This window comes from Arthrobacter sp. Y-9, from assembly GCF_029690065.1.
In the GTDB taxonomy this organism is placed as follows: Bacteria; Actinomycetota; Actinomycetes; order Actinomycetales; family Micrococcaceae; genus Arthrobacter_E.
The window spans coordinates 516,080-542,579 of the sequence record NZ_CP121463.1 but is presented as its reverse complement, the minus strand read 5'-3'; the positions used below and the strand labels follow the sequence as shown (position 1 = coordinate 542,579).

Here is a 26,500-nt window from a genome sequence, read left to right as displayed (position 1 = left end):
CGGCCGACACGACCGTCGCCCACGCGGCCCTCCCTGGCCGATTTCTTCAAGACACGGCCCGTGCTCCGCGCCAGAGTGGTGTCATGAGCGAAACACCAGCACACGATCAGCCCACCGCACCCGTCACGGGTGAGTTCACCACCGACGGCCTTCCCCACGGCCGCACCTCCATCACGCCGCACGTCGTGGTCTCCCCGGCCGCCGCGGCACTCGAGTTCTACCGCGATGTGTTCGGCGCCGTCGTCGTCTCCGACACGCGCATGGGCGACGCGATCGGCGAAGCCGAGCTGCGGTTCGCCTCCGGGAGCATCACCATCGGCGACCCCCTGCCCGAGTACGGCCTCGTGGCGCCCCAGCCGGGCGGGATCAGCATGTCCCTGGCCCTCTACGTCCCCGATGTGGACGCCGTCACCGCGAAGGCCGAGGCCGCCGGGGCCACGATCCGCGAAGCGCCCGCGAACTTCGTCTCGGGCGACCGGTACGCCTCCATCGTCGATCCGTTCGGCGTCCGCTGGGCCGTGATGACGCGCGTCGAGGACCTCTCCCCGGAGGAGAGCAAGCGGCGCGTGAACGAGTGGGCCGCCGGCTTCGCGGGCTGAGGCCCGCCCGCCGGTCATAATGGGTTCATGAGCGTACGCACCCCGGACCCCTACCCCGGCTGGCTGTCCGATGAGGACCTTTACGAGGCCAGGAACCGCCTCCCGATGGTCTACGTGGAGGCGGTCCCCGTGCGGCTGGACCCGCTGGGACTCGTGATCGAGGTCGGTTCTCTTCTGCAGGGCGACGCCGAAGGCAATATGGTGCGCTCCCTGGTGTCCGGGCGCGTCCTGTACCGCGAGACCATCCGCGCCGCACTGCTGCGCCACCTCGAGAAGGACCTGGGCGCCCTCGCGCTGCCGCAGCTCCCGCCGAGCCCGGTGCCGTTCACCGTGGCGGAGTACTTCCCGGCGCCGTCCCACACCGGCTTCACCGACGACCGGCAGCACGCCGTCTCGCTCGTCTACCTGGTGCCCGTCACCGGCGAGTGCAGCCCGCGCCAGGACGCGCTGGAACTGACCTGGATGTCGCCGGATGAAGTGCTCAGCCCCGCGGTCCAGCAGGAGTTCGACGGCGGCCGCGGACAGCTGGTGCGGCAGGCCCTGGCGTTCTCCGGGATCGCAGCCTTCTAGGTGGCTTGACGACCGGTCCGGCGCTCCGGCGTGTCCTCACCTCCCGCCGAATTGTCAGGCGCGGTTTGTAGACTGTGCGGCGAACTGGACCGGACACCGGGAGGTAACCCACTGATGGAACATCACGAAGCGCTGCGCGTCGAGCTCGCAGCCGGCCTGATCACCAAAGGGGTCCGCGTGGTGCTGCCCGATGGCACGCTGAGCCCCCAGGTGGAGGCCGTGGTCACCGAGGATGACGATCTGGGCCACCCCCTCCTGAACCGCCTGATGTTCGACGACGGCGCCAGCCTCCGCGTGGCGCTCACCGCCACGGTGCGTGTGGTGGCGGGCGCCGGGGCGGCGCTTCCCGTCGCCCGCGCCGAGGATGCCGCTGCTGACGCCTCCGCTGCCGACGCCTCCCAGGGCGAGGGCTCCGCCGCCGCAGATGGCGGCACACCCGGCCCCGGAGTCACGGAGACCGGCTCCGGCCTGGTGGTCCCACCGCCGCCCGCGCCGCTCCCCGCTCCGGAGGAGGACGCCGCGGTCCGCGAGGCCCGGGAGAAGATCCCGGCGCCGGAAGTCACTCCGGAGCAGCTCATCCAGGACCTCGCCGAGCAGTACCCCGGGCGCGCCGGGCTGCAGAACCTGGCCGAACGGCTGGCCAAGGGTATCAACGTGAAATCGGGCAGCTGCCTGGCCGATCTGCGGGCGTTCTCCCAGGACCTCTTCCTGGAGCACCAGGACGCCGACGGTGCTCTCGCGGTCGCGGATCTGCTGAACGTGCTGCCCTTCGACGGGAACCCGGCCCGCTGGACCCACACCGAGGCCAGCCTCGCGCTGTCCAGCTACATCGCCGAGCTGCTCGGCGACCGGGACCGTGCGGAGCGCTACCGGCTGCTGCTCAGGGCGCCGGAAGGACAGAGCCTGGACCCGTTCCGCTCCCGCCTGGAGGCGAAGATCCGCCAGCGACGGCTGAACGAACCCAATCTGTACGACAAGGAAGTCTTCCGCGCCATGGACAGCGGGAATCACGAGGCGGAGCGCGAATGGCGCATCCTGCGGCTCGAATCCCTGCTGCACCTCATGGCACATGGCGGGTCCCAGACGCTCGCGCCGGACGAGGTGGAGCGCCGCGTGCGCCTGGAACTGGACCTCATCCGCGGCTGAGGAACCTGGCTGAGCGGGTTCGGCGCCACGGACCTCTCCCCCTGCGGACCCTGCCCGAACCTCTCCGGAGCAACCTTTGGCAGAATGGCAGGGTGTCTTCCACCGCTGAATCCCTGATCGATCCCGTCGTCCCCGAGCGCGAGCCTGCCCGCCAGGAGGAGTTCGGCTTCACGGTCGGGACCCGCCTGGCGGAGTCCGAGCCCGGCAAACAGGGCCGCACGGGAACCATCAGGACGCCTCACGGTGAGATCCAGACGCCTGCGTTCATCGCCGTCGGCACCAAAGCCACGGTGAAAGCGGTGCTGCCCGAGTCGATGAAGGAGCTCGGCGCGCAGGCACTGCTGTCCAACGCGTACCACCTGTACCTCCAGCCGGGTCCGGAGATCCTGGACGCCGCGGGCGGGCTCGGACGGTTCATGAACTGGGAGGGACCGACCTTCACCGACTCCGGCGGGTTCCAGGTCATGAGCCTGGGGTCGGGCTTCAAGAAGGTCATCAACATGGACGTCGTGGACAATTCCGGTCCGGACGACGCGGTCGCTCCCGGCAAAGAGCGCCTGGCCCATGTGGACGAGGACGGCGTCTGGTTCAAGAGCCACCTCAACGGCGACAAGCACCGCTTCACCCCCGAGATCTCGATGCAGGTGCAGCATCAGATCGGCGCGGACATCATGTTCGCTTTCGACGAGCTGACCACCCTCCAGAACTCCCGTGCCTACCAGGAGGAATCCCTCGAGCGCACACGCCGCTGGGCGGAACGCTGCGTCACGGAGCACTTCCGCCTCACCGAGGAGCGCGTCGGCAAGCCGTATCAGGCGCTGTTCGGCGTCATCCAGGGCGCCCACTATGAGGATCTGCGCCGCAAGGCGTGCCGTGACCTCGGCGCCATGAACTTCGACGGCTTCGGGCTTGGCGGAGCCCTCGAGAAGGAGAATCTCGGGACGATCGTCGGCTGGTGCGCCGAGGAACTGCCGGAGGACAAGCCCCGGCACCTGCTCGGCATCTCCGAGCCGGACGACATCTTCACGGCCATCGAGAACGGGGCGGACACCTTCGACTGCGTCTCGCCCACGCGCGTCGCGAGGAACTCCGCGTTCTACACGCCGGACGGCCGGTTCAACCTCTCCGGCCGCAAGTACAAGGCGGACTTCGGCCCGCTCTACGACGGCTGCGACTGCTACGCCTGCGCCAACTACACGCGCGCCTACATCCACCACCTCTTCAAGGCCAAGGAGATGGTGGCGGCGACCCTCGTCTCCATCCACAACGAGCGCTTCGTGGTGAAGCTCGTGGACGACGCCCGTCTCGCCATGGAGTCCGGCGACTTCGCCGCGTACAAGGCGGAGACGCTGGGCCGGTACTACTCGGCCTGACGGCGTCCTCTCCCCCACCGCACAGCGTGCGGAGACGACGACGGCGCGCGGCCGCCCGGCCGCCGTTGGACCGTGGGGGGATGGTCCGCTCAGCCGGGTGCCGCGCGCCGTCGTACGCTAGACGCCGCGTGGGGGGGATCGCAGCGTCAGTCGAGGTCTTCCGGCCGGTCCTTCGGCAGGAAGAAGATGTACACCACGAGCGAGAGCGCGATCGTGATGGTGACGTAGGTGAAGAGCCATTCCTTGTGGCCCTGAGCGGACAGCCACTCGCCGATGAGCGGAGTCGTCCCGCCGAAGAGCGAATTCGCCACCGCGTAGCCCAAGCCCACGCCGAGTGCGCGCACCGACGACGGGAACAGCTCCGCCTTCATGATCGCGTTGACGGACGTGTAGTTCACCACGATCAGCAGCGCGGCGACCATGAGAAGGAACGCCGGGAGGGGGTCGTGCACGGTGGCCAGGGTCGACATGATCGGCCACGTGAACACGGTGCCCAGCACACCGAAGACGATCAGCAGGGTCCGGCGCCCGATCCGGTCGGAGAGCAGGCCGAACAGCGGCTGGATCAGCATGAACAGCAGCAGCGCCCAGAAGTTGATGACCGAGGTCTGCGACTTCGGGATGTGGGAGACGTTGTTCATGTAGCTGAGGATGTACGTCGTGTAGAGGTAGAACGCGCACGTGCCGCCCATGGTGAAGAACACCACCACCAGGAACTGCTTCCAGTGCTTCGTGAAGAGGAGCTTGAGGGTGCCGGGCTGGGCGCCGTCCGAGCGGACCGCTTCGCGCTGTTCGGTGGTGATGGTCTCGTCCATGGTCCGCCGCAGCCACAGCACCAGCAGGGATGCCACCGCGCCGATGGCGAACGGGATGCGCCAGCCCCAGTCGTGGATGGCCTGCTCGCCCAGCGTCTGCTGGAGGATCACGAGGGTCAGGAGAGCCAGGACCTGGCCGCCGACGAGGGTCACGTACTGGAAGCTCGAGAAGAACCCACGCTTGCCGCTCACCGCCGCCTCACTCATGTAGGTGGCGCTCGTGCCGTATTCACCGCCCACGGAGAAGCCCTGCAGCAGCCGCGACGCGTACATGAGGACAGTCGCCCAGACGCCGATCTGCGCGGCCGTCGGCAGCACGGCGACCAGGAGTGAGCCGAGGCCCATGAGGCTGACGGACAGCGTCAGCGCGGCACGGCGTCCGCGGCGGTCCGCGAAGCGCCCGAAGAACCACGAGCCCACGGGGCGCATCAGGAACGTCAGGGCGAACGTCAGGTACGCGTCGATCTGGGCCTGCGCCGGGTCCTTGCCGTTGAAGAAGGAGCTCGCGAAGTAGGAGGAGAAGGCGGCGTAGACGTAGAGGTCGTACCACTCGATGAGGTTGCCGGCCGAGCCTTTCAGGATGTTGGCGACGGCCCTGCCCATCGTGGGCTGTTTCGCCGGTGGGGCAAGACGTGTTCCTGACATACCGTTGCACCTTTCCGCCGCAACGCGCCGGTGCGCCACAGCCGCGGGCCACGCTACCCCCGCGTGGCCCCGGTCACGGCGTATTGGTCATATTGGTCACGGCTGCGACTGGAAGGGGTGGGGCGGCGCGGTGGGGCGGCGGGGCGCGGTGGCGGAGCGGCCCGGGCCTCGGGGCCGCGGCCCGGGCCAGTAGGCTACACGCATGGGGAACACGGCGGGTGAGGGCAATGCGGCGTACGACGGCGGCGCGGCGGCATCCGCCGGGAACGCGGCACCCGGCAGCGCCGCGGCTCAGCCGCCGGTCATTCCGGGACTGCATCCGGAGACTCAGGAGTTGCTGACGGCGCGGTATGGGTCGTCGGCCCCGCGCGATGACCGGCCGGAGGAACGCCACGGCCGGCCCGCAACGGTGCGGTACCCGTTTGAGGCTGTCATCCTCGGATTGATCGCGGCCTACGCGATGCTCGGGATCCTGTTCGAGACCGTTTTCCTCCTGGGCCCGGGATTTCCGGTGGCACCCGACAGCTCACGCCATCAGGGACTGTCCGCAGGCCTGTGGAACAGGTTCCTCGGAAGCGTGACCGCCGTGGGCTATCTCATGCTGTTCGCTCTGCTGCCGGTCATCCTGGTGGGCGGGCCGCTCGCAGCCGGCGTGGCGCGGGCGCTCCGCACCGTGAGAAACCAGGGGCTGCATGTCCTCGGGTTCGCTGTTGCGGGGTTCCTCACACCGATGCCCGCGGTGCTGCTCATGGGGCTGGGAGGAACTAGGCCAGGATTCGCCTCCTTGGTCCTGTTCGGAGGCGCGGGGGCGCTGTGCGCCGTCGTCGGGCGCCTGGCGATCTGGAAGCTCGTCGAGGTGACGCCAGCCGAAGCGTCGGCCCCGTAGCCCAGGTGGCGACGCCCCCATCACGGATCGTCGTGTCCGGGACGGTGACGAGAACGATGTCCGCGATAGTCGACGGCCGTCAGTCTCGTTGCTTCTCAAAACCCCACTGTTGTAACGCCTTGATGCCCAGACGTTCGACGAGTCAGAAACGCCCCGCGAGAGGTTTCGGCGCAGTCCACCTCACGACTCACGTTTCTGGCGCCGCGGGCAGTCGCTGAGAACATCCACCACCGCAGAGTCGATCAGTGCGCCAGAAACGACCGATTCTGACTCATCGTTTGTCGCCCCGAACCGGATGACGAGGTCGTGCCGGCGCATTCCCTGACCGGCGGGACGTGCCATGCAATACTGTCGCCATGACGGTACAGCCACCACCGGAGTTCTCCGGCCCCGTGGACCCAGGGTCTTGGCCGGGCGCTCCTAGGCCGGCCAGATCAGGTGGCCAGATCACAGACCTGATCGTCTCGATCATCCTGATGATCATAGGCGTCGTCGGATTCGCATTCCTCGGATTCCTGACCCTGTTTCTCTCGATGATGTCTGACGGCTGCTATGCGAACCAGTGCAATACCGGCCTGATGTCGGTCGGTTGGCTGATAGCTCTCGCTGTACCGCCCGCCGTCTTCATCGGCGCGATCATCTGGACCATCATCCGCCTCGCCCGCCGCAAGACCGCCTGGTGGATCACCCTTGCCGGCGCCTTCCTCGCGATCCTGGTCTGGGCTGCCGGCGCCGGCCTCATGCAAGCGGGCCTCGGACGCTGACGACGCCGGTCCCCACCTCTCAAGAGGACCAGCCGCAGGGTGAGCATCGGAAGTGGGTCCGACCCTGCTCACGCAGTTCTCACGATATTTCCGCGAGCGTCTCGGACAACCTTTCCCGTCCGTTGCCGTAGCCTCCACGTGGCGCAAGGTGAAGTGTCTCCAGGACCGTTGCCGGCGTCGTGGTACGTGATCGGTCCGGTGTTCTCCTGCAGCCTGGAGCCGGGCAATCGCGCCAGAGTGCTCTCACGCCTGAGCGCTGATCTGCTCACCGCTGTGGGCCGAGAGTCGGTGGTGGTCGACCTTGCAGAGTACTGGTCACCTTCACTCGCTACAGCGAGTTCGACGTCGGCGCATCTCGGGACCTGCACACGAATGCCGGCGGTCGGAAACCGCGAATGGTCTCCTAGTAGAACTGGATCTCAGCGGCGGCCCGTCTCAGGCGCTCGCGCTTAGATTCCGCCGGGCGCGATGAGAAGTCAGCGTCTGAGTCGACTGCTTCACGTGCACGCTCGGCGAGGTCTCGAACCAGTGCCCCGAGCAGTAGAGCGAGACCACTCTTGAGTTCTTCCAACGAGGTGTTCGTGATGTCCAGTCGACGGTCGCTCAGGATGAGTTCAACGTCGGGGTATCCAGCTGCGGCGAGGTGCCCGGCGCTGGCGACTTGGGCCATCAACCGCCTCTCCGCGGGGGTAGGGCGGCGGGACAGAATCGCTGGAACTGTGTACTTTTCCACCCGCGGGTCTTCCTCGACCCCGTCCCGGATGCCGGAGAACAGAACTCCTTGGAGACGTAGTGGCTCCAGGGAAGTTGAACGGCTGTCGCTTGTGGTCGTCATTGAAATGTTCCTCCCGTGGTCACGTTGGAAGAGGTCGCGTACCGGTGGTCGAAGCCGCCTCACGGAACGTGCCGTTCAGGTGGCAGAGGTTTCCGATCGCCAGATCCCGAGACGCCTCCCGTAATGGTCCAGCTCTGTTCGCCAGGATCCTCCACCACGACCAGGTTGGGCCCGGCCCGGAACTGGCTGGAGGCCTCTTGCTGACTGAAGTCCGGCCATACCATGGGGTCCTCGACCTTGGTGGTGGATGTCATCCGTCCGTATTTCCTGATCATGATGCTCCTCGGCACTGATCGGAGGGGCGTAGACCGATTGGTCGCACGCAGGGGATGCGGGCGACTAAAGCCGGGACCAAGCACTGCTGACGAACGAGATCTCGGCGGCGGCAGCTTCGACGTCGCGCAGTCTCCGCCCCTCCTCGTCTGCCAGAACGCTCAGGCGCTCGGTCTGCAGCGCCCACTCTTCTTGGACTTCGGAGGAGATCTGAGCGAGGAGGTCAGCAATGACCACGGCGAGTCCTTGTTTGAGTTCCTCAAGACTCGTGTTGGTGATGAACAATCGCCGGTCAGCGACTTGCAGTTCCACCGCCGTGTATCCGGCCTCGTCCAGTGTCCGCCGCGTTTCTGGCGCACCGAGCAGAAAGAGTTCGCGGGCTTCGGGGCGTCGCGTGAACACTGCTGCCACGGTGTAACGAGACGGTGCGCGGTAGGTGCCGAGTTCGGGGGGAAGAGCGGAGGCGAGGACCCCATTGAGTGCAAGAGGTTCCCTGGGATGTTCAGTTGTCATGACGGATTCCGCCGTTTCGTATCGCTGCGCTGTCGATTCCACGGGGGTGGATGGCGGCGTGATGATCGCGGGCTCAGCTGAGCAGGCGAGGTGCTATTTGTTCACCGGGTGGGCGTCGTCATGCCCGCCCTCGTTGTCCCAGCCTTCGGTCGCGTTCTCGTCACTACGACGATCGGCCCGATCTTCTGGATCGGACTCCAATTGCGCGGAATCATGCTGAACCTTCGGGGGTGTGTCTTTTCCGTCACGGTCTGGACCACCCGACATACTTCGAGTCTACTCCCGTCGATGGTGGCTGGCTCGACCCAGATCGATAGAAGAGCAAACAGAGGCGGTCTGGAACAGCAAGAACGCCGGACGAGGCGTTGAAGCATCGCGCGGGCGGCCGGCCCGGGGCCAAACCCAATCTAGAGGTCTGCCGCGACACGGCAACGATCTCTTGCGCCGCGTGCAGTCAATGAAGTCCTCGAGTTTAGCTTTGGGCTCTTCTATCGGGGTCGCCGGGTCCACCTCAGAAGTGCCCAGGGCGAAAGTACGGACCATCTCCGGACACGAGCCGACAAGTCACCGGCCGGCCCGTGGGCCCGTTGGACAAATCAGCAAGGATGAAAAGGCACAGGTTCCGGGGTGCCTCAGCATCACTCGAATGCAATGCCGGTGACTTCGGCCCTGAGCTCTCGGCCGCGGCGCGCACCAATTCTGACCGATGAGTCAAAAACGACCGTTTCTGACTCATCGTTTGTCACCCCGAACCGGATGACGAGGTCGTGCCGGCGCATTCCCTGACGGGCGGGCGGTGCCATGCAATACAGTCGCCATGACGGAACAGCCACCACCGGAGTTCTCCGGCCCCGCGGGCCCAGGGGCTTGGCCGGGCGCTCCCCAGCCGGCCAGATCAGGTGCCCAGATCGCAGACCTGATCGTCTCGATCATCCTGATCATCATCGGCGTCGTCGGATTCGCATTCCTCGGATTCCTGACCCTGTTCCTCTCGATGATGTCTGACGGCTGCTACGCGAATCACTGCAATACCGGCCTGATGTCGGTCGGTTGGCTGATAGCTCTCGCTGTACCGCCCGCCGTCTTCATCGGCGCGATCATCTGGACCATCATCCGCCTCGCCCGCCGCAAGACCGCTTGGTGGATCACCCTTGCCGGCGCCTTCCTCGCGATCCTGGTCTGGGCAGCCGGCGCCGGCCTCATGCAAGCGGGCCTCGGACGCTGACGACGCCGGTCCCCACCTTTGGCCAGGTCGCCGTGGGAATTGTGCATGCGGGCGATACGATCTGAAGCTCCCACCTGCGCCAGGCGGAAGCTCCAGATCGTCTATGGGTCGCGGTGCGTCTACTTCTGGGAACTCTTGATTCCTGCGGCGATGCCGGCTGCAGCAGTCGGCGCCAGCACAGTGAAGAAGATGCTCAGACCGCTTTGGTGTTCACCGAGCAGGTTGCGAATCACGGCGGTCGCAACGCCGATCGCCAGCCCAAAAAGAAGCCAGAGCAGTGTCCGGGATAGCGGGTTACGGGGAGTTTTCTTCATGGCAGTCTCCTAGCAGCTGGTGGCGCTCTGGACTCCGGAGATGATAGCCCCGGTGAGTGCGCCGATGACGACTCCGGGCACACCGGCGCCAGCCCAAACGCCGCTGCACCGAGAGCCTCGGATGTCGCGTTCACGCCGCGCTCCCCTCTTGCTGACCTGGCCCAGGCATGCCGCCAGCTTCAGGCTGGCGGCGTCATCTTCCTCAGCTGATCATGAATTCGCGGACCTCCAAGGGCCTTGAAACGACCCGGATGTCTCCGATGGCGCCCATCCACGTCTTGTCGAGCTCGCCCTTCCACGAGTACCCGCCCACAGCCCATTTCATCCCCGCGCGCGTCGAACCGCCGAGGAGACCAGCGTTGACGGTCGAGGGATTGCGAACCACCGGGCACCCATCGATGTACATGGTGGTATGGCGTCTGTTGTTGACGACCGCAACGTGCCACCAACTGTCCGTCCGCAGCTCATGTCCCCAGTTCGTGACAGAGCGATCCAGGTTCGTCGGGTAGACGCACCATTGCAGTTCGCGGCCTCCCGAGACCGACAGCGTGGCCACAGGCTCATCCTGGTCACCGCCGAAGCGTCCGGCCGACGCCGCCGATCCCCAGCGGGACAACAAGGCGGTCCATGCAGCGCCCCCGGTGAACGGTTCGGGCAGTTTGAAGAACGCCTCGACGGTATAGCCGCGATCGAGCGATGCCGTGTTCAATGGCGCTTTGTCCACGGTCAGGAGATAGCCGCCGGTCTTGCCCGACCCGGCGAATCGCAGTGACTCGCCGGCCGGTTGTGAGGGATGACGCTCGGTCACGCGGCTCAAGGTCGGACTTCCATCACCGACCACTTCCAGGTGATTGCCACGACCCGAGTGGTCCTCGATCCGGGATCCTCTGGCCAGCGATCCCTGACCGTCGAACCTCCAGTAGGCCTCGGTACCGCGCACCAACAGCGCTGCTGCGGGCCGGGTCGGTCGGCTCGGCCCGCCGCGGAGGCTTGGCGGGACCTGAAAGGAGAATCGGTCGGCCGCGCCGGTGATCCTCAGTTCCTCGCGTTCCAGTTGGTTGAGGCCATGCTGACGGGAGAAGGGAACCTCGGTGGACACGTCGACCACGCCACGGTCCAGATCGAACCGGTAGAGCCGGACGGCCGCTGCGCCCCCGTAGTAGGTCTCCTGGTAGTTGGCGAGGTGGAGTTCAACGGGCTGGCCAGCCGTGTTGGGCTTGGTCATCCGCCCGGAAGGCCAGAAGTGACCATTGATAGAGAGGAAGACCTGAGGATTGTCCTTGATGAGGCTGTCCCAGATCCTCTGGCCATGCTCGGAGAGGTCCGCCGTTGCTCCGTCGGCGGTGACGGCGTCATGGACGGTGACGATCGTGGGAAGGTGCGCGTGGGTCAGAAGAACTTCGCGGGCCCACGTAAGGCCCTGGTCGGAGACCCGCCAGTCCAGAGCGATCAGCAGGAGGTCGTGACCGCATGCGGAGAAGGTGTAGGCGGTGTTGTATCCGCCGTCGTCACGGCTGATCCGATTCCGGACGGCAAGGTCGGAGAAGGTGCCGAGGAACGGGGTCGGTCCGCGACGATCGTCCGTGCGCGAATCAACGTCATGATTTCCCGCCAGCACGGAGAACGGAATCCTGCGGGATTTCAAGGTGTTGAACGGGCCCACAGCGGCGGCGAACTCCTGTTGCCGACCGTTCTGCGTGACGTCACCCAAGTGGGCTACGAATGCGAGATCGTCAAGCCTGGAGAGCCACGCGACGGTCGCCTCGAGGGGCTCCGGGTGCAGGGAGTCGCCGTCGAAGAGGTACTGCGTGTCCGGAATCACCGCCAGGGTGAAGGTCCGTCCGCCGCTCGTCCCACGCTCATCGGCACGTCGACCGGTGGCCAGGTTTTCGGCCTCGGATACCGCAGCGGCCGATGCCGCTGTGGGGATGGTCAGGGACGCGGCGCCGGCCAGGGAACCGATGATCACCGCACGCCGCGAGGTTTCCGCGGCCATGGACTCCCTCCTGTGATCGCCGTGCATCAGCGGACGTCGATGAAGATCGGGTTGGCATAGAACCAGGTGTCCAGCCACGGATCCCCTTCACCGGCGCCATGACGCAACGGACCTGCCGGGTCCACGGCGGAACCATGGAAACCGGTGCCGTTGCGGTTGCCGTCGCTTCCGCGGAAGCGGACGTAGAACGGACGATCCACGCCCCGGAAAACATGAGTGACGGTGAAGGTGCCACGACGGCCGGTGGTATCGAATTGGCGCACTACGCGGGTTCCCGGCGCCCTGATCACGTCCGGGTCTGATGCCGGACCGGTCACCGGACCGGAAATCACATCAACGTGTGCCAGGTGCGGGATGATCCCCGCAGCGTTCACGTAGTCAGTGGTCGTGATGGTGATCGACACCTCGACGTCCTGCCCGCGCTTCGCGGTGAGGCGGCCGCCTAGCGTGGCGGAAGAGCCGGCCTGGTTGCCCCAGCCGTTGCCATTGCCGTTTCCACGGCCCTTCCCCTTGCCGGGCATCGTCGCCCGCACCCGCACATCGAGACCGTTCAGGAGATGGCCATGATCGACCCACATGCGTCCTCGACGCATGGCCTCCAGAACGCCTGCGTAGCTGCGTTCGGCGACACCCGTGTGCAAGCGCGAGAACTCGCCAGGCCAGAAGTCACTGCCGCCCTGCGGAAGCCCCGTGTCGATGGGATCCGGTCGCATGCCACGCACCGCCCATCGGTCGAACTCGTTCGGCAGGCTCGCGTACGGTTCCCCTGCCGGGTAGTCGCCGATCCGCCACGTGTCCTTGACCGTCAAATGGTTATCGGAGTTCGACGTGATGAAGAACGGTTTGCCCTCGGCGAGCATCGCATCCCACAGACCCCCGACCGTGGCCGTGATCCAGTCGAAGCCGCCATACGGACGGTAGGCGTCGACAGGGTATCCGGACCAGCTGTCCGGGCGTGGGGAATTGATGTACTCCCCGCGTTGGTCGCCGGGTCCGGCGTTCCTGCTGATGGCCGAACCCTGAGCTCCAGGCGCGCCCTCCATGCCGATGAAGATGTCGGGGTTCGCGTCGCGCCACGCGCGGATTTCATGCGGGGAGTCGATCCCGAGACGCATCGGATGATTGGCGAGCATGACGGCGTCGCCGACCTTGCCCGCCCTCTTCTGGGCGCCCAGCCAGGCGATCGCCTCTGTGGCCCGACGCGTGAACTCCGCCGCCTGAGCAGCGTCCGCAGGCTTGTCCCACCCGTTGAGCTTGCCATCAAACGCCAGTTCGAAGGCGCGGATCACCTCCGTGTCTCGAGGTCCTGGAGTGATCAGAACAGTCGCGTGCTCAGCGCCGGGGATGTACCACTCGAGGCCCTGGAAGATGAGCATGTTCCGGGAGCCTCGCTCCTGGTCGAGCAGACGCCGTGCCGTCGGCAGGCCCCGATCCGCATGAGCGAAGTTGCTGTGCTCGGTGAAGGCAAGCCAGTCGACACCAAAGCGCTGCGCGGCGTCCAGCTGCTGTGCCATCCGGTACTTCGCGTCATGGCTGAACTGGGTATGGATGTGGTGGTCGCCCACGAGCCACTTCAGCTGTGGTTCGGCGCCAGATCGCGCCGCCGGAACGCCGGCCAGTGCCGTTCCCACCCCACCGACCGCCGTCAAGCCCCCCGCAGCCAGAGCGATCGCTGCCGTACGAAGCATCTCCCGGCGGGAGAAGCCGAGAGAGCGAAGTTCGGCGTCGGCGTCGAACGGCGCCACAGGCGAGGAGAGTTGGTCACACATGTCGATCCTCCGTACATCCGGTCATTGCTCTGAACGGTATTCACCGGGAATGAACGGGAGGAAAACGTTTAACAACGACGACGTCGGTGCCTCTGGAAGCTGCTTCCTGGGGTGGACTTCGCGGGGACGTCAGCCGCGCTGCGCGGCAGACGTGAGACCCGTCAGCTGTCCCAGTCCTGCGGCCACCACGCGCCCCCAGGACACCGTGAGGTGATTGTCGTCGTAGTAGACGACGCGCTGATCGACCACCGCCGGGCAACGGCCGTTCCGGCAGACCAGGGGGCTGGTGTCGACCCATTGGGCGCCCGCCGCGAGGGTGGCCTCCTTGGTGAGCGCATTGCTGTCGATCTCGAGGCCGGTCTCCGCCCCCACGCACTGTTCGAGTGTCGCGCCGCGCACGGTGAGGCATTCGTCGGACTTCGAGGAGCGCGAGGGCACATCGGAGAGCACGATCACCTGGGGCGCCGTGGCCTTCAGCGCCCGGATGCCGGACTCCGCCCCGGCACGCCAGACGGAGTCGCGATCCGGACCGGACACCCGCATTCCATCGAAGCCCCGGGCGCTCACGACCACCGCTTCCGGTTTCAGGCCGGCGATCGTCCGCCGTGCCCACGTCTTGAACTCGTTGCAGGCCGTGATCTCCGCCGGCACGAAGCGCTGTTCCACGTCATACGCGTTGCAGGCCGGCTTGATGATCGGGACCAGCTTGAACCGGTTCTTCTTCCCGAGTTCGTCCAGGGCCGAGATCCACTGACCCGCATGGGAATCCCCGACGATCACCACCGTGCGCGAGGACGTCTTGTCCCCGACCGGGCACAGCTTCAGCGTGGAAGCCTCCCACCACGCCACGCAGGGGTAGACCTCCTGGAAGATGTCCCTCTTGTGGGCCGCCCAGTTGATGGACGGCGGAACCGGGGCGCCGGCATCGGCTGCGCCGAGTGCCTGCGTGATCCGCTCGCGGATCTGATCGACGGGCGCCACCTCCGGCGCGTCCTTGGCCGCCGGATCCGGCTTCTGGGCGCCTGCCGGATGGTCCTGGTACCACTGCGCGGCGGCGGCCTGCTCCTGCGCGGCGGCCTGCCCCACATAGCCGAGCGAGGCGACACAGCTGACCACCACCAGCGACGCCGCGACGGGCCAGAGCAGCAGGGCCCCGGTCTTGCGCGGCAGACGGACCGACCCCCGCAGGAACGGCTGCTCGACATACCGGAAACTCAACGCGGCGAGGGCGACCGCCGTCGCGATCAGCAGCGGCACGCGCACGTGCGGTGTCAGACCGGGCAGGAGCCCCAGCGTGAGCAACGGCCAGTGCCAGAGGTAGAGCGAGTACGAGATGTCCCCGAAGAACTGCATCGGGCGAAGGGACAGCAAACGGCCGGGGCCACCGAGCCCGCCGATGCCGGAAGCGAGAACTGCTGCCGTCGCGAGGACCACGAGGCCGCCGAGGATCCCGGGGATCGGAGTGGCCTCGTTCCACGCGACCACCATGACGAGCAACGCGGCCAGGCCAAGCCATCCGGCGACCGCTTGCAACCGGCCTGCATACCACCGCGGCAGGCGGGTTCCGGCGGCTGTGAGAATCGCCAGCAACGCGCCCCCGGCGAGCTCATAGGCCCGGTCCACCGTGGAGAAATACGCGGTGGTCGGAGAGAGCGCGGTCTCGATGCCGGAGGCGATCATCGATCCGGCGATGATCACGCCCACTGCCAGGCAGGCGAGCCGTGTGATCGGGGGCCGACGGCGACGGCGGGCGATCAGAGCCGCGATCCCCAACAGCACCAGCGGCCAGACGAGGTAGAACTGTTCTTCGACCGCCAGGGACCAGAAGTGCTGCAACGGGGACACGGTGGTCCCCGCGAAATAGTCGGTGCCCTCCAGGGCGAAATGCACATTGGCCAGGAAGAACGCTGACCAGATCGCATCCGTCGCCACCGCATCGAGCCGGCCCATCGGCAACAGCATCGCTGCGTACAGGACGGTGGCGACCAGGACCACCGTCCCGGCCGGGAGGATGCGCAGGGCACGCCTCTCGTAGAAGCGCCGGATGCTGATCCGCCCGGTCCTGTCGATTTCGCGGAGGAGCAGGGAGGTGATCAGGAACCCGGAGATGACGAAGAAGACGTCGACGCCGATGTAGCCGCCGGTCATGCCCGGTATCCGGGCATGGGACAGGACGACGACGAGGACTGCGAACGCTCGAAGGCCCTGGATGTCGGTGCGGCGCGCCCCCGGGGTTCCGGCCCGTCTCAGGTGCCGGGCCACGACCGAGGTGGTCAGTGTGGCCGTCAACGAGTCACCTCAGCGGCGCGATGTCCCACCTGGTCACTCGATGCCCAGGGCACCTGCCGGAACGCACACGACATGTGCCCTACCTCCCCCATCACAGACCGACAGGCCAGAGGATTGCGGTCCCGGCCTGTCGGGACGACGACTGTCATTCTACGATCCGGGACGTGAAGTGCAGCCGGTTCGCGCCGTCGTCGTCCGCGTGGCGAGCAGCAAGCCCGCCGACGCTACGACGCCGCCCCGGCTCAGGCCCCGTAGCTCGGTTCGCGGCGCTTGATCGCGCGGATCACCAGAGCGGTGACCGGCACCAGGGCGTACTCGACCAGGGTCTTGTAAAGGAAGCCGACCAGGACGTAGTTGATGAACGTGGGGGCGTCGGCGATGCCGATCACCGGCGCCGCGATGGAGCAGAAGATCAGGGTGTCCACGAACTCGCCGACGCCGGACGACCCCATGAGGCGCGCCCACAGGGTCTTCTCGCCCGTGCGGGCCTTCATCTTCACGAGGATCCACGAGTTGATGGTCTGGCCCGCCAGGAAGGCCACGAGGGAGGCCAGCACGATCTGCGGGACCGGGCCGAGGGCACCCTCGAGGGCGGCCTGCTTGGCGCGGCCGTAGTCGTCGTCGAAGCCGGGCAGCGCGATGATGACCCAGTAGGACAAGGACGCGAACACCGAGATCGCGAACGTGGTGATGATGGCCTTCCGGGCCACCTTGAAGCCGTACACCTCGGAGATCACATCACCCAGGACGTATGCGAGCGGGAAGAGGAAGAAGCCGCCGTCGGTCACGATCGGGCCGATGACGACGCCCTTCGAGGCGCCGATGTTGGACAGGATGACGATCACCGCCATGATCGCGAGCAGGATCCCGAAGAAAGGGCTGCCGATGGAGGCATAACTGGCTTTGTTCGCGGGCGAACTGGTGGCGGCGCCCGGCTGGGACGCAGGCGCGGCGGCGTTCTCGGCATTCATGTGATTCTCAATTCAGTGAAGGGCCGTCATCCCCACGACGTGCGCGGCAGCGTCGGGGTCGGACCCGGAAAGTGGTTCGCCAGGGCCTGGGCCCCGCTGTATTAGCACTCAGAGGGATTCCGGCTCGGCGGAACCCCTCGGTATTCTCCCACGACGCGCGGCGAAGGGCAGGGCTCCCCTGTCCCACCGGGCGACACCGTAGTACGGTGACTTCACACCCTGCAGGCCGAGCCGGGTGAACCCACGATTCCGCACCGGCCACAGCACGCCAGAGGCAACCAGACCACACCGGAGGCAAGGAGAGTCATGCACCGCCTGAAGCTGATCGCGGTGGTCATCGCCCTTGTCGCCGCGCTCACCGCCTGCGCCGGCGCGACGAAGAACGACGACGCCGCGGCGGCCAGGAAGCTCCACGACGCGGTGGCCTCACTCCCCCATGTCTCCAGCGTCAGCAGCACTTTCACGTCGAACGCCGGCATGGGCCGGACGGGCACTGTGGACATCACAGCGGACACCAGCGACGACGCCGCGCTGAAGGCGCTGCTGCGCCAGGCCTTCCCGGCCATCGTGAAAGCCGCGGACGGTGATCCCGAAGCGTCGCTGACCATCCTGGTCACCGCGGCGGACGGCTCGGGCTCGCTGTCCCCGACAGCACTCGGCTACTCGGGAGGGAACACCCTCACCAGCTATCGCGACTTCCTTAGGGCGCACCCGGACCTGTCCTCCGCGGGCTGACGTGGCGCCAGGGCGAGGGACTGCCCGCCGGCCCCACCGCCGTCGTCGTCCGCTGTCCACCCGCACAACGCGCGGGGGCCGCGCGCAGTGGGAGGATGGTGCCATGACGTCCACCGAACTGCATTCCGAATCCCCCGCCATCGCGCTGACCATCGCCGGTTCCGAGGCGACCGGCGGCGCGGGCGCTCAGGCCGATCTGAAGACCTTCCAGGAACTGGGCGTCTTCGGCATCGTGAACCTGACCTGCATCGTCTCCTTCGACCCGAAGGACAACTGGAACCACCGCTTCGTGCCCGTGGATCAGCAGGTCATCGCCGACCAGCTTGAGGCGACGACGGCGGCCTACGGTCCGGAGTCGGGCGCCGGGAGTGTGCTGGACACCGTCAAGATCGGCATGCTGGGCAGCCCCGCCACGATCTCCACGGTCGAGACGGCGCTCCAGGGCGGCGGATTCCGGAACATCGTGCTGGACCCCGTGCTGATCTGCAAGGGCCAGGAACCGGGCCACGCCCTGGACACCGACCAGGCGCTCAAGGCCCAGATCCTGCCCCTGGCCACGTTCGTCACCCCGAACCACTTCGAGTCCGAATCACTCTCCGGCATGACGATCTCCACGGTCGATGACCTCGTGGAGGCCGCGAAGAAGATCCACGCCCTCAGCGGCGCGGCCGTGCTGGCCAAGGGCGGCGTGCGCCTGGCCGGTGACGCCGCCGTCGACGTCTTCTACGACGGCGAGACCCTGGAGATCCTGTCCGAGCCCAAGGTGGGCGAGGTCGCCGTCTCCGGCGCCGGCTGCTCGCTGGCCGCCGCCGTGACGGCCGAGCTGGCCAAGGGCGCCACCCCGCTGGAAGCCGCGCGCACCGCCAAGGCGTTCGTGACCCGTGGCATCGAGAACCGCGTGACCTCCGGAGCCCCCTTCACCGCACTGTGGCAGGGCGGCGCCGGCGCCTGACCCCGGCCCACCCCTCCGCGAGAGAACAGATGGCGCCCCTACCCAGGCCGGGTAGGGGCGCCATCTGTTCTCTCGCGTGGGGAGGAGCCGTCTAGGAGCTGGTCACGACCTCGTTGAGGCTTGCGAGACCGGATTCGAAGTCCTTGCCGACCATCTTGTCCATGTTGAACACCTTGGCGAAGATCTTGGAGAACAGGGTCTTGTTCTCACCGCTCATGGTCCAGGTGACCTTGGTGCCGTCGCCCTCCGGGACGAACGTGAAGAGCGTGTGGTTCTCGTTCTTGAAGGGCTTGAGGAAGTTGAGGCGGATGTCGATGGACCCGGACCCGTCGGTGCTGCTGGCCGGTTCGGTCACGGCCTCGATCAGCATGGCGCCTGCCCCGGCCTTCTTCCCCTCCCACGAGTACGCCGCGCCACGGCCGGACTCCGGACCGCTGTAGTTCTTGGTCATCGCGGGATCGAGCTTTTCCCAGGGCGACCAGGCGCCCCAGAGGTGGAAGTTGTTGACATGGGCGAAGACATCCTGGGGCGCGGCCTGGATGAAGGCGCTGCGGGTGACGGCGAAGGTGCTCATGCGATCAGCTTAAGCCCCGGGGCGGGCGCCGTCACGGGTGTTGTCGCCCCGTGACTGTCAGGGCCCGCGACGGCGGCGCGCGCACCGCCGTCGTCCGCCGCCGCTGCCCGCCGGCGCCTCAGCCGGAGCACCTGCTGCGGCGTCAGCGCAACGGCCAGAGCAGGGCCGGGATTCCCGCGTCCGGCTGTTCCGGGACGGGCGGCGGCCACGGCGAACCTCCACCACCGGCCCGGTCCCCGGTCGGCAGCCCGGGCCAGCTCGCACTGCCGGACGGAACACTCCTGAACGGATCCACCGCTCCCCCTCTCAGATCTCCGAGGCGTCGACCACCGGCGCCTGGTACCGCACCCCGAGGGCCGCGAAGTGCGCCCGCCCGCAGGCCATCTTCCGCTGCTCCTCGGGACGGAGGGCGTCCTGACGGTGCGTGGACTTGGTCTCGGCCACCACGGCGACGTCCCGCATCCGTCCGTCCCTGAGCTCCATCTTGAGAACGGCCCAGTCGGGGTTGTACCCGCCCATCGGGGTCGGGATCCGGAACCGCGGCGGGAGTTTGAGGAACAGCTTGACGTCCCCGTCCGCGTCCCCATCGGCGAAGCGGTCGTCCAGCCCGCGGGCGAAGTCCCGCTCCACCGCGGAGTCCACCCGGACATGGCTCACGATCGACCCGTCCACGCCCACCAGATGCCGCGCGTCGACCTCGCAGTCCAGATCCCGCAGGATCTCGAGCGGCCACTCGGCGTTCTCCGGGTCCTCGACCCGGTGGTACCTGATGCCGTCGACCATGAGCGCCCGACGGGACTCGTTGATGACCCGCACCAGCAGATCCAGGACCGCCTGCGGGTTGACCGTCAGCTCTTCCGTCCGCCCCGACGCCCGGACGATGCCGGCCAGCGTGGCCCGGGTGAGGCCGGTCTCACGCTGCAGATGCCCCAGGACGTCCGGGATCCTCGGCGCCGCGTCCACCGCTCCGGCGTCCTGGAAGCCATGAACCATCCGGGCGTCCACCCCACCCGCCGCAGCGGCCTCCCCACGGCGCAGGGCGAGCATCGCGTCACCGACCATGAGGCGCGGCGCCTGCACGGCGGGCTCCCGCCGCAGCCGGTCGACGACGTCGGCCCGGAGCGCTCCGGCGTCCAGGCTCACCTCGTACCGGGTCCGCGGGTTGATGCTCCGCCACAGCGCGCGGACGGCGGGGTCGTCCGCGAGCGCGGCGAGCTCGGGGACTTCGACGCGCAGCAGGGTCCGCTGGTCGCGGATGCGGCCGCCGTCGAACGTCACGCCGGTCTCCTCCTCGATCTCCGCCTGCAGAGCGCGGGCGAAGTCGTCGTAGTGCTCGTTGGCGATGACCGTGAGCCGGTTGGCCGCGGGGTCGAAGCAGCGCTCGCCGTTCTCGTGCACCGGGAGGCGGAGGCCGCGTCCGATCTCCTGCCGCTTCCGGTCCGGAGACACCGATTCGTTGAGCGTGCAGATCTGGAAGACATTGGGGTTGTCCCACCCCTCCCGCAGCGCCGAGTGACTGAAGATGAACCGTCGTGGGTTGCCGTGCTCCAGGAGCTTCGTCTTGTCCCGCATGATCTCGTCGTACGCCGCCCGGTCATCCGCGGTGGTCCCCGAGGTGTCCCGGGGCCTCCCGGCGCGGTCCGCGGCGAAGTACCCGGTGTGGACGTCGTCGACCTCCGGAAGGCCCAGCTCGGCGAACCGTGGCTGGGCGGAGATTTCCCGGTACGCCTCTTCGAACCAGCGCCGGATCTTCGGCTCCTGCTCGCCGGTGCCGGTGTAGTTCGCGACCCGGTCGATGAACACCACCGACAGCACTTTGACCCGGCGGCCCGGCTCCGGGAACTTACGGCGCAGCAGCACCTCATGTTGCAGATGGCTCTCCACGGTGGCTCTGAGCTGGGCTTTCATGAGCGATTCCCGGTCCACCCCGGTCCGTTCGCCGACGCGGAGGATCCGGTCGTTGGCGAAGACCACCTCACCGGTGTCCGCACGGATGTCCTCCACCACCCAGGAGCCGTACCGTTCCAGGCCTCCCGAGAGTTCCTGGAGATCCTGGCCGGCCCGGTCCAGCCGCACGGCCCTCCGCGCCACCCCATCCCCCGCCCGGACGTCGATCTCGACCGTGGCACTCACCCCGCCCCGCTCCGCGTCGACGGCACGCAGCAGGATCCCGGCCCGGTTGGGATCGTGCTCCTGGAGCACGGACCGGACCACGATCTGTTTCACGAGCCCCAGGTCGTACGCGCGCACCGGGTCCAGCGTGTAGAGCTGATGGTGGCGGTCCTTGTGGGTTGCCGAGTAGCGAAGGGTGAAGAGCGGCCTCAGCTGGTGCAGCGCCTCCTTGCTCTTCCGGCTCTCCATCTTCTGCGGCTCGTCCAGAATGACGATCGGCCGCGTGTCCGCGAGCAGACTGATGCCCTGGCCCAGTCCTTCGAGATCCTTGTAGAGGACGTTCCCGGCCTTGTTGAAGGACGCCAGGGTCATGATGAGCACCTTGAGGTCGCTGTCCCGGTTGAAGCTGCGGATCCTGCTGACGTCCTTCGAGTCATAGACCCAGGCGTCCAGGCTCTGGTGCTCGAAGAGCTCCGCGAAATGCCCTTCCATCGCGCGAAGGCTCTGGAGGACCCCCTCACGGATCGCGACGGACGGCACCACGACGATGAACTTCCGCCAGCCGTACCGCTCCCGGAGCTGCCGGATGGTGCGGAGGTAGACGTACGTCTTGCCCGTCCCGGTCTCCATCTCCACGCTGAAATCGAGCGACCTCAGCGACTCGTCCCGGGCCTCCTCCGGGACGAAGTTCTCCGCCCGGCCCTGCACCGTGCGGAGGTTCGCCAGGATCTGCTCCGGCGGGATCGCCAGCCGGTTCCCCACCCCGCCGCCGGAGAACAGCACCCCTTCCTCCTCGAGCGCGGTGCCGAAGGACCCCTGGGCGAGCGGCTGCCCGCTGAACAGCTCGACGACGGCGTCCACCGCCGCGAGCTGGTGCGGCTGGGTGGCGTCGAAGGTGAGTTCCATGGGCCTCTTTCTGACACGTCGGGCGGGTGCGGGGCGGCTGATGCGGCTCCCGGGTGAAACCGTGGGGGCGGGGTGGCTGGGGGGTAGCGCCGGTGGCGCCGGTGGCCCCACTGGCTGGCGGTGCGGCCAGGGCCGGGCCGGGGCCGCCCGGTGGACGCCGCCCCGAAACGTCCCGGCCCGCCTGCGCCCCCTACACCGTCCGCAACGCGTGGTCCCGGTCCGGGTCGGTCTCCCCGTGGCGGGCGGCGAGGCGGAGCCGTGCGTTGAGCTTGAGCGAGTCGTCCTCGCCGAAGGCCGAGTCCAGCAGGAAGATCCGGCGCGGGGCCGGCTCGAGGTCCAGGAGTGCTGCGATGAACTCCGGAGTGATCCTCCGGGCCGCGCTCACGGCCACCGTTCCGCCCTCGGCGAGGACCAGCGTTTCCCCGGCCAGCGGCAGCACCTCCAGGGACGTGTCCAGGCGGACGCCCGCCTTGAGGAGGATCTCGTGCACGATCTGTTCGTCCGTGGCCGACGCCTCGACGTTGTCCACGAACACCTCCAGATCCTCGCCGAGCAGGGTGCCGGCGTCCGGAGGCCATTCCCGGAAGTGGGACGCGCTCAGCCGGAAGGCCCGGAAACCAGTGTCGGTGGATGCGGTGCGGGAGCCGGGTTCGCCGCCGGGCAGGGCGTGGGTGGGGTGGGCCTCGGCCTCCGAGCCGGGCTCCCGGACTGGCTCCGCCTCGGTCTCCGATCTCAGCAGGCGTCCAGCGCGCCGCACACGCTCCCGGGTGACGGCGGCCAGGGTGGGGAATCCGGGCTGACCGGACTCCTCGGGAAGCTGGACGAGCAGGAAGCGGCGGTCGCCGCCGTCGTCGGCATTCTGCCGGAGGACCGCTTCGGCCGTCGTGCCGGAGCCGGCGAAGAAGTCCAGCACCAGGTCGCCCCCGTTCGGCGAGGTGGCCGCCCGGACGAGCTGCTGCACGAACTCCACGGGCTTCGGGTAGTCGAAGGCGCCGTCCAGGCCGAGCCGTTCCAGGTCCTTGCGGCCCTGTTCGGAGAGGACCTTCACGATCGAGTAGAGCTTGGACGAGGCCTCCCGGACGGGGGTGCGCTTCGCGACGGCGTGCTTGCCGTCGCCCCACGGCAGGAGGAAGAGCTCCCCGCGGGCGATCCGCTCGTCCACCTCGCGCTTCTTCGCCTCGCCCTTGTACTCGACGAGCTCCTCGTACAGGCAGCGGCGCTCCACCCCCGGCTCGTACTTGCCGAACGTCTTGCGGATCACGTCGTCATCGACCAGGTACCGCACGCCGTCGATCTCCTCGACGCGGCCCTGGACCACCTTGTCGCGGCGCAGCGGCGGCAGGCTCCGCAGGGACTTGGCCACGACGAGCGCGTAGTCGTGGCCGCGCACCACGTGCCGGGCGTTGCCCCCGCCCTTGGCCCGCTGATGGATCAGGGTGACCACGAAGTTCTCCGAGCCGAAGATCTCGTCCACCAGGTGGCGCAGGGAGGCCAGCTCGCCGTCGTCGATGGAGACGATCAGCGCGCCGTCCTCGGCCAGCAGGCTCCGCGCCAGCACGAGCCGCGGGTACATCATGCTCAGCCAGTCCGAGTGGAACCGGCCCGACGTCTCCCGGTTGGCCGAGGTGCGGAACCCCTGGCCGTCCACCTGCCCGGAGCGCCGGAGGTAGGCCGCGGTGGGCTCGGTGAAGTCGTCTTCGTAGATGAAGTCGTGGCCGGTGTTGTACGGCGGATCCAGATAGATGAGCTTGACGCTGCCGTAGTACGGCTTCTGCAAGAGCTTGAGGACTTCGAGATTCTCCCCCTCGACGACGGCGTTCCGGGTGCCGGCCCAGCCGACGGACTCGTGGTGCACGGGGTCGAGGGTGCCCGTGGACGGCCGCTGCGCCAGCCGGACGGCCTCGCGCTTGCCGGGCCAGCTGAGCCCGTACCGCTCCTGAGGCTCGTCGGCTCCCAGGGTGGGGACGGCGTCGCCGAGCAGGACGCGCAGCCGCGCGAGGTCCACGGCGCCGTCCGCGAAGGCCTCCGGGAAGAGCTCTCTCAGGTCCGCGACGCGGTCCGGGCGGTGCTCCCCCGCAAGCTCCTCGACCGTCCGGATTCCGTCCGGCATCCCGTTCTCCTCCCTGCTGGACCGTTGCAAACAGTCACAGTGATCGATTTCGCACACTATGACAGTTATACATGTCACGAACAGGGGCTTTCTACTCTGTCATTGATGGGTGTCCAGTCATGCCAAGCTCACTCCGGAGGCCTCCAAGGCCCTCGGTCTGCGCTTGCAGGCGCTCCGCGCGGACTTCGGCTGGACGCAGGCGGAGGTCGCCGGACTCATCGGATTGTCCCGCGGCCACTACCGGACGCTCGAGCTGGGGCACCGTGACTACGGCGACCGCTCGACGTCGAACCCCACCATCGCCACCCTCCTGGAACTCGCGCGCGTCTACCGGATCGATCCCAAAGAGCTGATCGACCTGGTCCTGGAGAACAGCGGCAAGTGATCCTCCGGTCATGACCGGAGCCTACGCCCGCCCTCCGACACTATTTCCGGGCGGCAACGGCAAGGGCCGCCGGAAGGAATCCGACGGCCCTGCTTGTTGCAATATGGTGCACTGAATCTCTAGTGTCCCGGGATCTCCGCGGGCACCCCATGCTCCTCGAGCCCGGCGGCGCGGCGCGCCTTCAGCCGCTTGCGCACGAACGGCCAGCAGACGGCCAGGACCGCGACGGAGACGAGAGACGTCCAGACCTGCGTCTGACCGGACTCGCCGGAGAGCAGCATGACCACCACGATGCCGAGCACCGCCACGATCACCAGGATCCCGAGCCACGGGTGCAGCCACATCTTGAGCTTCAGCTGCGACTCCTCCTCCGGGCTCAGTGCCGCACGGGTGCGCAGCTGGGTCAGGGCGATGAACGCGTACACGAAGAGCGCCACGAGGCCGGCAGAGTTCATGATGAAGTCGAAGATGCCGGAATCCGGTGCGGTGAAGTTGATGATCACCGCGGCGTAGCCACCCAGAGTCGAGGCGATGACGGCAGCCACGGGCACACCGGACGAGGACTTCCGCGCGATCAGCTTCGGCGCGTACCCCTGCTCCGCAATGGACGAGAACATGCGCGCGGCGGAATACAGGCCGGAGTTCAGCACGGAGCAGACGGCGGTCAGGATCACGGCGCTCATGACGACGTCGGCGCCCGGCAGGCCGTACAGGCTGAAGAGGTAGGCGAACGGCGCCTTCTCCTTCGGGTCCGGCAGCTGGTTCCACGGCACGATCGTGACGATCAGGAGGACCGCTCCGACGAAGAAGATCAGGATGCGCCAGATGACGGTGCTGGTGGCCTGCCGGACGCCCTTGGCCGGGTCCTCCGACTCGGAGGCCGCCATGACGGCGATCTCGGTGCCGAAGTAGGAGAAGATCACGATGGCCACGCCGCCGACCACGGCGTCGATGCCCTTCGGCATGAAGCCGCCGTGCTCCCAGAGGTTCGGAAGGGAGAAGTGCGCGTTCGGCCACAGACCGAAGGCGAACAGGATGCCGACCACGAGGAAGACCACGATCGCGGCCACCTTGATGCTGGCCAGCCAGAACTCGGTCTCACCGAAGGAGCGCAGGGACACCAGGTTCGCCCCGGTGAACACGAGGAGCAGCAGGATCGAGAAGACCCACTGCGGCACCCCGGGCACCCAGCCGTTCAGGATGGAGCCGCCCACCACGGCCTCGTAGGCGATCACGCCCACCCAGAAGTACCAGTAGAGCCACCCCACGAAGTATGCGGCCCAGTCACCCAGGCCCACCCGGGCGTACTCCATGAAGGAGCCGACGGCGGGACGCGCCGCGGCCATCTCGCCCAGCATCCGCATGGCCAGGAAGACCAGCAGACCGCCGATGAGGTAGGAGATCACGGCGGCCGGACCGACGGCCTTGATCACATTGGCCGACCCGACGAACAGGCTGGAACCGATGATCCCGCCCAGCGTGATCATCGTGACGTGACGGGAACGGAGTTTCTTCCCCTCGGGGTGCGGGCTGTCCTGGGACATGGAGCCTCATTTCTGCAGAAGGTGGTGCGATGCGCCCGAGGGCACCCGGAATCCTACGCCACAATGGACCGGCTTTTCACGTCATGCCCCGCCCCGGGACCACGCCCCGTCCGGCTGCACCCGGTTGAACCAGCACCGCACCCGGCCGAACTCGTACTCCATTCCCTAACCTGGCCGCACCCCCGAACCCGGGCGCACC

Annotated in this window: 22 protein-coding genes; 10 read left to right on the top strand and 12 right to left on the bottom strand. The window is 67.5% G+C overall.

What is annotated here, in order from left to right; genetic code table 11:
• Positions 1-83 precede the first annotated feature (83 nt).
• The 4 genes from P9849_RS02410 (at position 84) to tgt (ending at position 3,688) form a co-directional block, all read left to right on the top strand.
• Positions 84-599, top strand: coding sequence for a VOC family protein (locus P9849_RS02410; protein WP_278268132.1), 516 nt, complete (start codon positions 84-86; stop codon positions 597-599).
• A gap of 27 nt (positions 600-626) precedes the next feature.
• The gene (locus P9849_RS02405; RefSeq protein ID WP_066214810.1) at positions 627-1,169 is read left to right on the top strand and encodes an NUDIX hydrolase family protein; all 543 of its coding nucleotides are present in this window, start codon (positions 627-629) and stop codon (positions 1,167-1,169) included.
• 114 nt (positions 1,170-1,283) lie between these two features.
• Positions 1,284-2,315 (top strand): DUF6707 family protein, encoded by a 1,032-nt coding sequence (locus tag P9849_RS02400; protein WP_278268131.1) that lies wholly within the window; start codon positions 1,284-1,286, stop codon positions 2,313-2,315.
• Between the two features lie 92 nt (positions 2,316-2,407).
• Positions 2,408-3,688 (top strand): tRNA guanosine(34) transglycosylase Tgt, encoded by a 1,281-nt coding sequence (tgt, locus tag P9849_RS02395; RefSeq protein WP_278268130.1) that lies wholly within the window; start codon positions 2,408-2,410, stop codon positions 3,686-3,688.
• Positions 3,689-3,834: 146 nt separating this feature from the next.
• Here tgt and P9849_RS02390 read toward each other — a convergent pair whose 3' ends face one another.
• Complete coding sequence (locus P9849_RS02390) at positions 3,835-5,148, bottom strand: MFS transporter (RefSeq protein ID WP_278268129.1); 1,314 nt, start codon at positions 5,146-5,148, stop codon at positions 3,835-3,837.
• 202 nt (positions 5,149-5,350) lie between these two features.
• Between P9849_RS02390 and P9849_RS02385 the strand changes: the two genes are divergently transcribed.
• Both P9849_RS02385 and P9849_RS02380 read left to right on the top strand, forming a co-directional pair.
• Positions 5,351-6,034, top strand: coding sequence for a hypothetical protein (locus P9849_RS02385; RefSeq protein ID WP_278268128.1), 684 nt, complete (start codon positions 5,351-5,353; stop codon positions 6,032-6,034).
• Between the two features lie 356 nt (positions 6,035-6,390).
• Positions 6,391-6,798, top strand: a complete 408-nt coding sequence (locus tag P9849_RS02380; RefSeq protein WP_278268127.1) for a DUF6264 family protein — start codon at positions 6,391-6,393, stop codon at positions 6,796-6,798.
• A 403-nt stretch (positions 6,799-7,201) separates the two neighbouring features.
• Here P9849_RS02380 and P9849_RS02375 read toward each other — a convergent pair whose 3' ends face one another.
• A complete protein-coding gene (locus P9849_RS02375; protein WP_278268126.1) occupies positions 7,202-7,633 on the bottom strand; it encodes a hypothetical protein in 432 nt (143 codons plus the stop codon).
• 339 nt (positions 7,634-7,972) lie between these two features.
• Positions 7,973-8,419 carry a hypothetical protein gene (locus P9849_RS02370; RefSeq protein WP_278268125.1) on the bottom strand — a complete coding sequence of 149 codons (447 nt, stop codon included), beginning with the start codon at positions 8,417-8,419 and terminating at the stop codon, positions 7,973-7,975.
• A gap of 817 nt (positions 8,420-9,236) precedes the next feature.
• On the opposite strand from P9849_RS02370, the gene P9849_RS02365 reads away from it, so the two are divergent.
• Positions 9,237-9,644 carry a DUF6264 family protein gene (locus tag P9849_RS02365; protein ID WP_278268124.1) on the top strand — a complete coding sequence of 136 codons (408 nt, stop codon included), beginning with the start codon at positions 9,237-9,239 and terminating at the stop codon, positions 9,642-9,644.
• A 119-nt stretch (positions 9,645-9,763) separates the two neighbouring features.
• Here the strand turns inward: P9849_RS02365 and P9849_RS02360 are convergent, their stop codons facing one another.
• From P9849_RS02360 to P9849_RS02340, 5 genes are all read right to left on the bottom strand, one after another.
• Positions 9,764-9,958 carry a hypothetical protein gene (locus tag P9849_RS02360; protein WP_278268123.1) on the bottom strand — a complete coding sequence of 65 codons (195 nt, stop codon included), beginning with the start codon at positions 9,956-9,958 and terminating at the stop codon, positions 9,764-9,766.
• A gap of 202 nt (positions 9,959-10,160) precedes the next feature.
• Positions 10,161-11,954 carry a LamG-like jellyroll fold domain-containing protein gene (locus tag P9849_RS02355; RefSeq protein WP_278268122.1) on the bottom strand — a complete coding sequence of 598 codons (1,794 nt, stop codon included), beginning with the start codon at positions 11,952-11,954 and terminating at the stop codon, positions 10,161-10,163.
• A 26-nt stretch (positions 11,955-11,980) separates the two neighbouring features.
• On the bottom strand, positions 11,981-13,723 hold the full coding sequence (locus tag P9849_RS02350) for a PHP domain-containing protein (RefSeq protein WP_278268121.1): 1,743 nt from the start codon (positions 13,721-13,723) through the stop codon (positions 11,981-11,983).
• A gap of 129 nt (positions 13,724-13,852) precedes the next feature.
• Complete coding sequence (locus P9849_RS02345; protein ID WP_278268120.1) at positions 13,853-16,012, bottom strand: acyltransferase family protein; 2,160 nt, start codon at positions 16,010-16,012, stop codon at positions 13,853-13,855.
• A gap of 242 nt (positions 16,013-16,254) precedes the next feature.
• Entirely contained in the window at positions 16,255-16,983 is a 729-nt protein-coding gene (locus P9849_RS02340; RefSeq protein WP_278268119.1) for a queuosine precursor transporter, read from the bottom strand.
• 306 nt (positions 16,984-17,289) lie between these two features.
• Here P9849_RS02340 and P9849_RS02335 point away from each other — a divergent pair, with 306 nt between their 5' ends.
• Positions 17,290-17,718 carry a hypothetical protein gene (locus tag P9849_RS02335; protein ID WP_278268118.1) on the top strand — a complete coding sequence of 143 codons (429 nt, stop codon included), beginning with the start codon at positions 17,290-17,292 and terminating at the stop codon, positions 17,716-17,718.
• 103 nt (positions 17,719-17,821) lie between these two features.
• Positions 17,822-18,670: a hydroxymethylpyrimidine/phosphomethylpyrimidine kinase gene (locus P9849_RS02330; RefSeq protein WP_278268117.1), complete on the top strand. Its 849-nt coding sequence runs from the start codon at positions 17,822-17,824 to the stop codon at positions 18,668-18,670.
• 91 nt (positions 18,671-18,761) lie between these two features.
• Here P9849_RS02330 and P9849_RS02325 read toward each other — a convergent pair whose 3' ends face one another.
• The 3 genes from P9849_RS02325 to P9849_RS02315 form a co-directional block, all read right to left on the bottom strand.
• Positions 18,762-19,244, bottom strand: a complete 483-nt coding sequence (locus P9849_RS02325; RefSeq protein WP_278268116.1) for an SRPBCC family protein — start codon at positions 19,242-19,244, stop codon at positions 18,762-18,764.
• A gap of 306 nt (positions 19,245-19,550) precedes the next feature.
• Positions 19,551-22,262 carry a DEAD/DEAH box helicase family protein gene (locus P9849_RS02320; protein ID WP_278268115.1) on the bottom strand — a complete coding sequence of 904 codons (2,712 nt, stop codon included), beginning with the start codon at positions 22,260-22,262 and terminating at the stop codon, positions 19,551-19,553.
• Between the two features lie 190 nt (positions 22,263-22,452).
• The gene (locus tag P9849_RS02315) at positions 22,453-24,372 is read right to left on the bottom strand and encodes a site-specific DNA-methyltransferase (protein WP_278268114.1); all 1,920 of its coding nucleotides are present in this window, start codon (positions 24,370-24,372) and stop codon (positions 22,453-22,455) included.
• A gap of 109 nt (positions 24,373-24,481) precedes the next feature.
• Between P9849_RS02315 and P9849_RS02310 the strand changes: the two genes are divergently transcribed.
• A complete protein-coding gene (locus tag P9849_RS02310) occupies positions 24,482-24,757 on the top strand; it encodes a helix-turn-helix transcriptional regulator (protein ID WP_066214784.1) in 276 nt (91 codons plus the stop codon).
• A gap of 119 nt (positions 24,758-24,876) precedes the next feature.
• On the opposite strand, the gene P9849_RS02305 is transcribed toward P9849_RS02310, so the two are convergent.
• Positions 24,877-26,301, bottom strand: a complete 1,425-nt coding sequence (locus tag P9849_RS02305) for an amino acid permease (protein WP_278268113.1) — start codon at positions 26,299-26,301, stop codon at positions 24,877-24,879.
• Between the last annotated feature and the right edge of the window lie 199 nt (positions 26,302-26,500).

Coding starts and splice junctions, on each gene's coding strand:
- P9849_RS02390 (WP_278268129.1), bottom strand. CDS start 5,148: ATGTCAGGAACACGTCTTGCCCCACCGGCGAAACAGCCCACGATGGGC.
- P9849_RS02365 (WP_278268124.1), top strand. CDS start 9,237: ATGACGGAACAGCCACCACCGGAGTTCTCCGGCCCCGCGGGCCCAGGG.
- P9849_RS02350 (WP_278268121.1), bottom strand. CDS start 13,723: ATGTGTGACCAACTCTCCTCGCCTGTGGCGCCGTTCGACGCCGACGCC.
- P9849_RS02385 (WP_278268128.1), top strand. CDS start 5,351: ATGGGGAACACGGCGGGTGAGGGCAATGCGGCGTACGACGGCGGCGCG.
- P9849_RS02410 (WP_278268132.1), top strand. CDS start 84: ATGAGCGAAACACCAGCACACGATCAGCCCACCGCACCCGTCACGGGT.
- P9849_RS02315 (WP_278268114.1), bottom strand. CDS start 24,372: ATGCCGGACGGAATCCGGACGGTCGAGGAGCTTGCGGGGGAGCACCGC.
- P9849_RS02400 (WP_278268131.1), top strand. CDS start 1,284: ATGGAACATCACGAAGCGCTGCGCGTCGAGCTCGCAGCCGGCCTGATC.
- P9849_RS02320 (WP_278268115.1), bottom strand. CDS start 22,262: ATGGAACTCACCTTCGACGCCACCCAGCCGCACCAGCTCGCGGCGGTG.
- P9849_RS02375 (WP_278268126.1), bottom strand. CDS start 7,633: ATGACGACCACAAGCGACAGCCGTTCAACTTCCCTGGAGCCACTACGT.
- P9849_RS02355 (WP_278268122.1), bottom strand. CDS start 11,954: ATGGCCGCGGAAACCTCGCGGCGTGCGGTGATCATCGGTTCCCTGGCC.
- P9849_RS02330 (WP_278268117.1), top strand. CDS start 17,822: ATGACGTCCACCGAACTGCATTCCGAATCCCCCGCCATCGCGCTGACC.
- P9849_RS02405 (WP_066214810.1), top strand. CDS start 627: ATGAGCGTACGCACCCCGGACCCCTACCCCGGCTGGCTGTCCGATGAG.
- P9849_RS02335 (WP_278268118.1), top strand. CDS start 17,290: ATGCACCGCCTGAAGCTGATCGCGGTGGTCATCGCCCTTGTCGCCGCG.
- P9849_RS02325 (WP_278268116.1), bottom strand. CDS start 19,244: ATGAGCACCTTCGCCGTCACCCGCAGCGCCTTCATCCAGGCCGCGCCC.
- P9849_RS02360 (WP_278268123.1), bottom strand. CDS start 9,958: ATGAAGAAAACTCCCCGTAACCCGCTATCCCGGACACTGCTCTGGCTT.
- P9849_RS02370 (WP_278268125.1), bottom strand. CDS start 8,419: ATGACAACTGAACATCCCAGGGAACCTCTTGCACTCAATGGGGTCCTC.
- P9849_RS02380 (WP_278268127.1), top strand. CDS start 6,391: ATGACGGTACAGCCACCACCGGAGTTCTCCGGCCCCGTGGACCCAGGG.
- P9849_RS02305 (WP_278268113.1), bottom strand. CDS start 26,301: ATGTCCCAGGACAGCCCGCACCCCGAGGGGAAGAAACTCCGTTCCCGT.
- P9849_RS02340 (WP_278268119.1), bottom strand. CDS start 16,983: ATGAATGCCGAGAACGCCGCCGCGCCTGCGTCCCAGCCGGGCGCCGCC.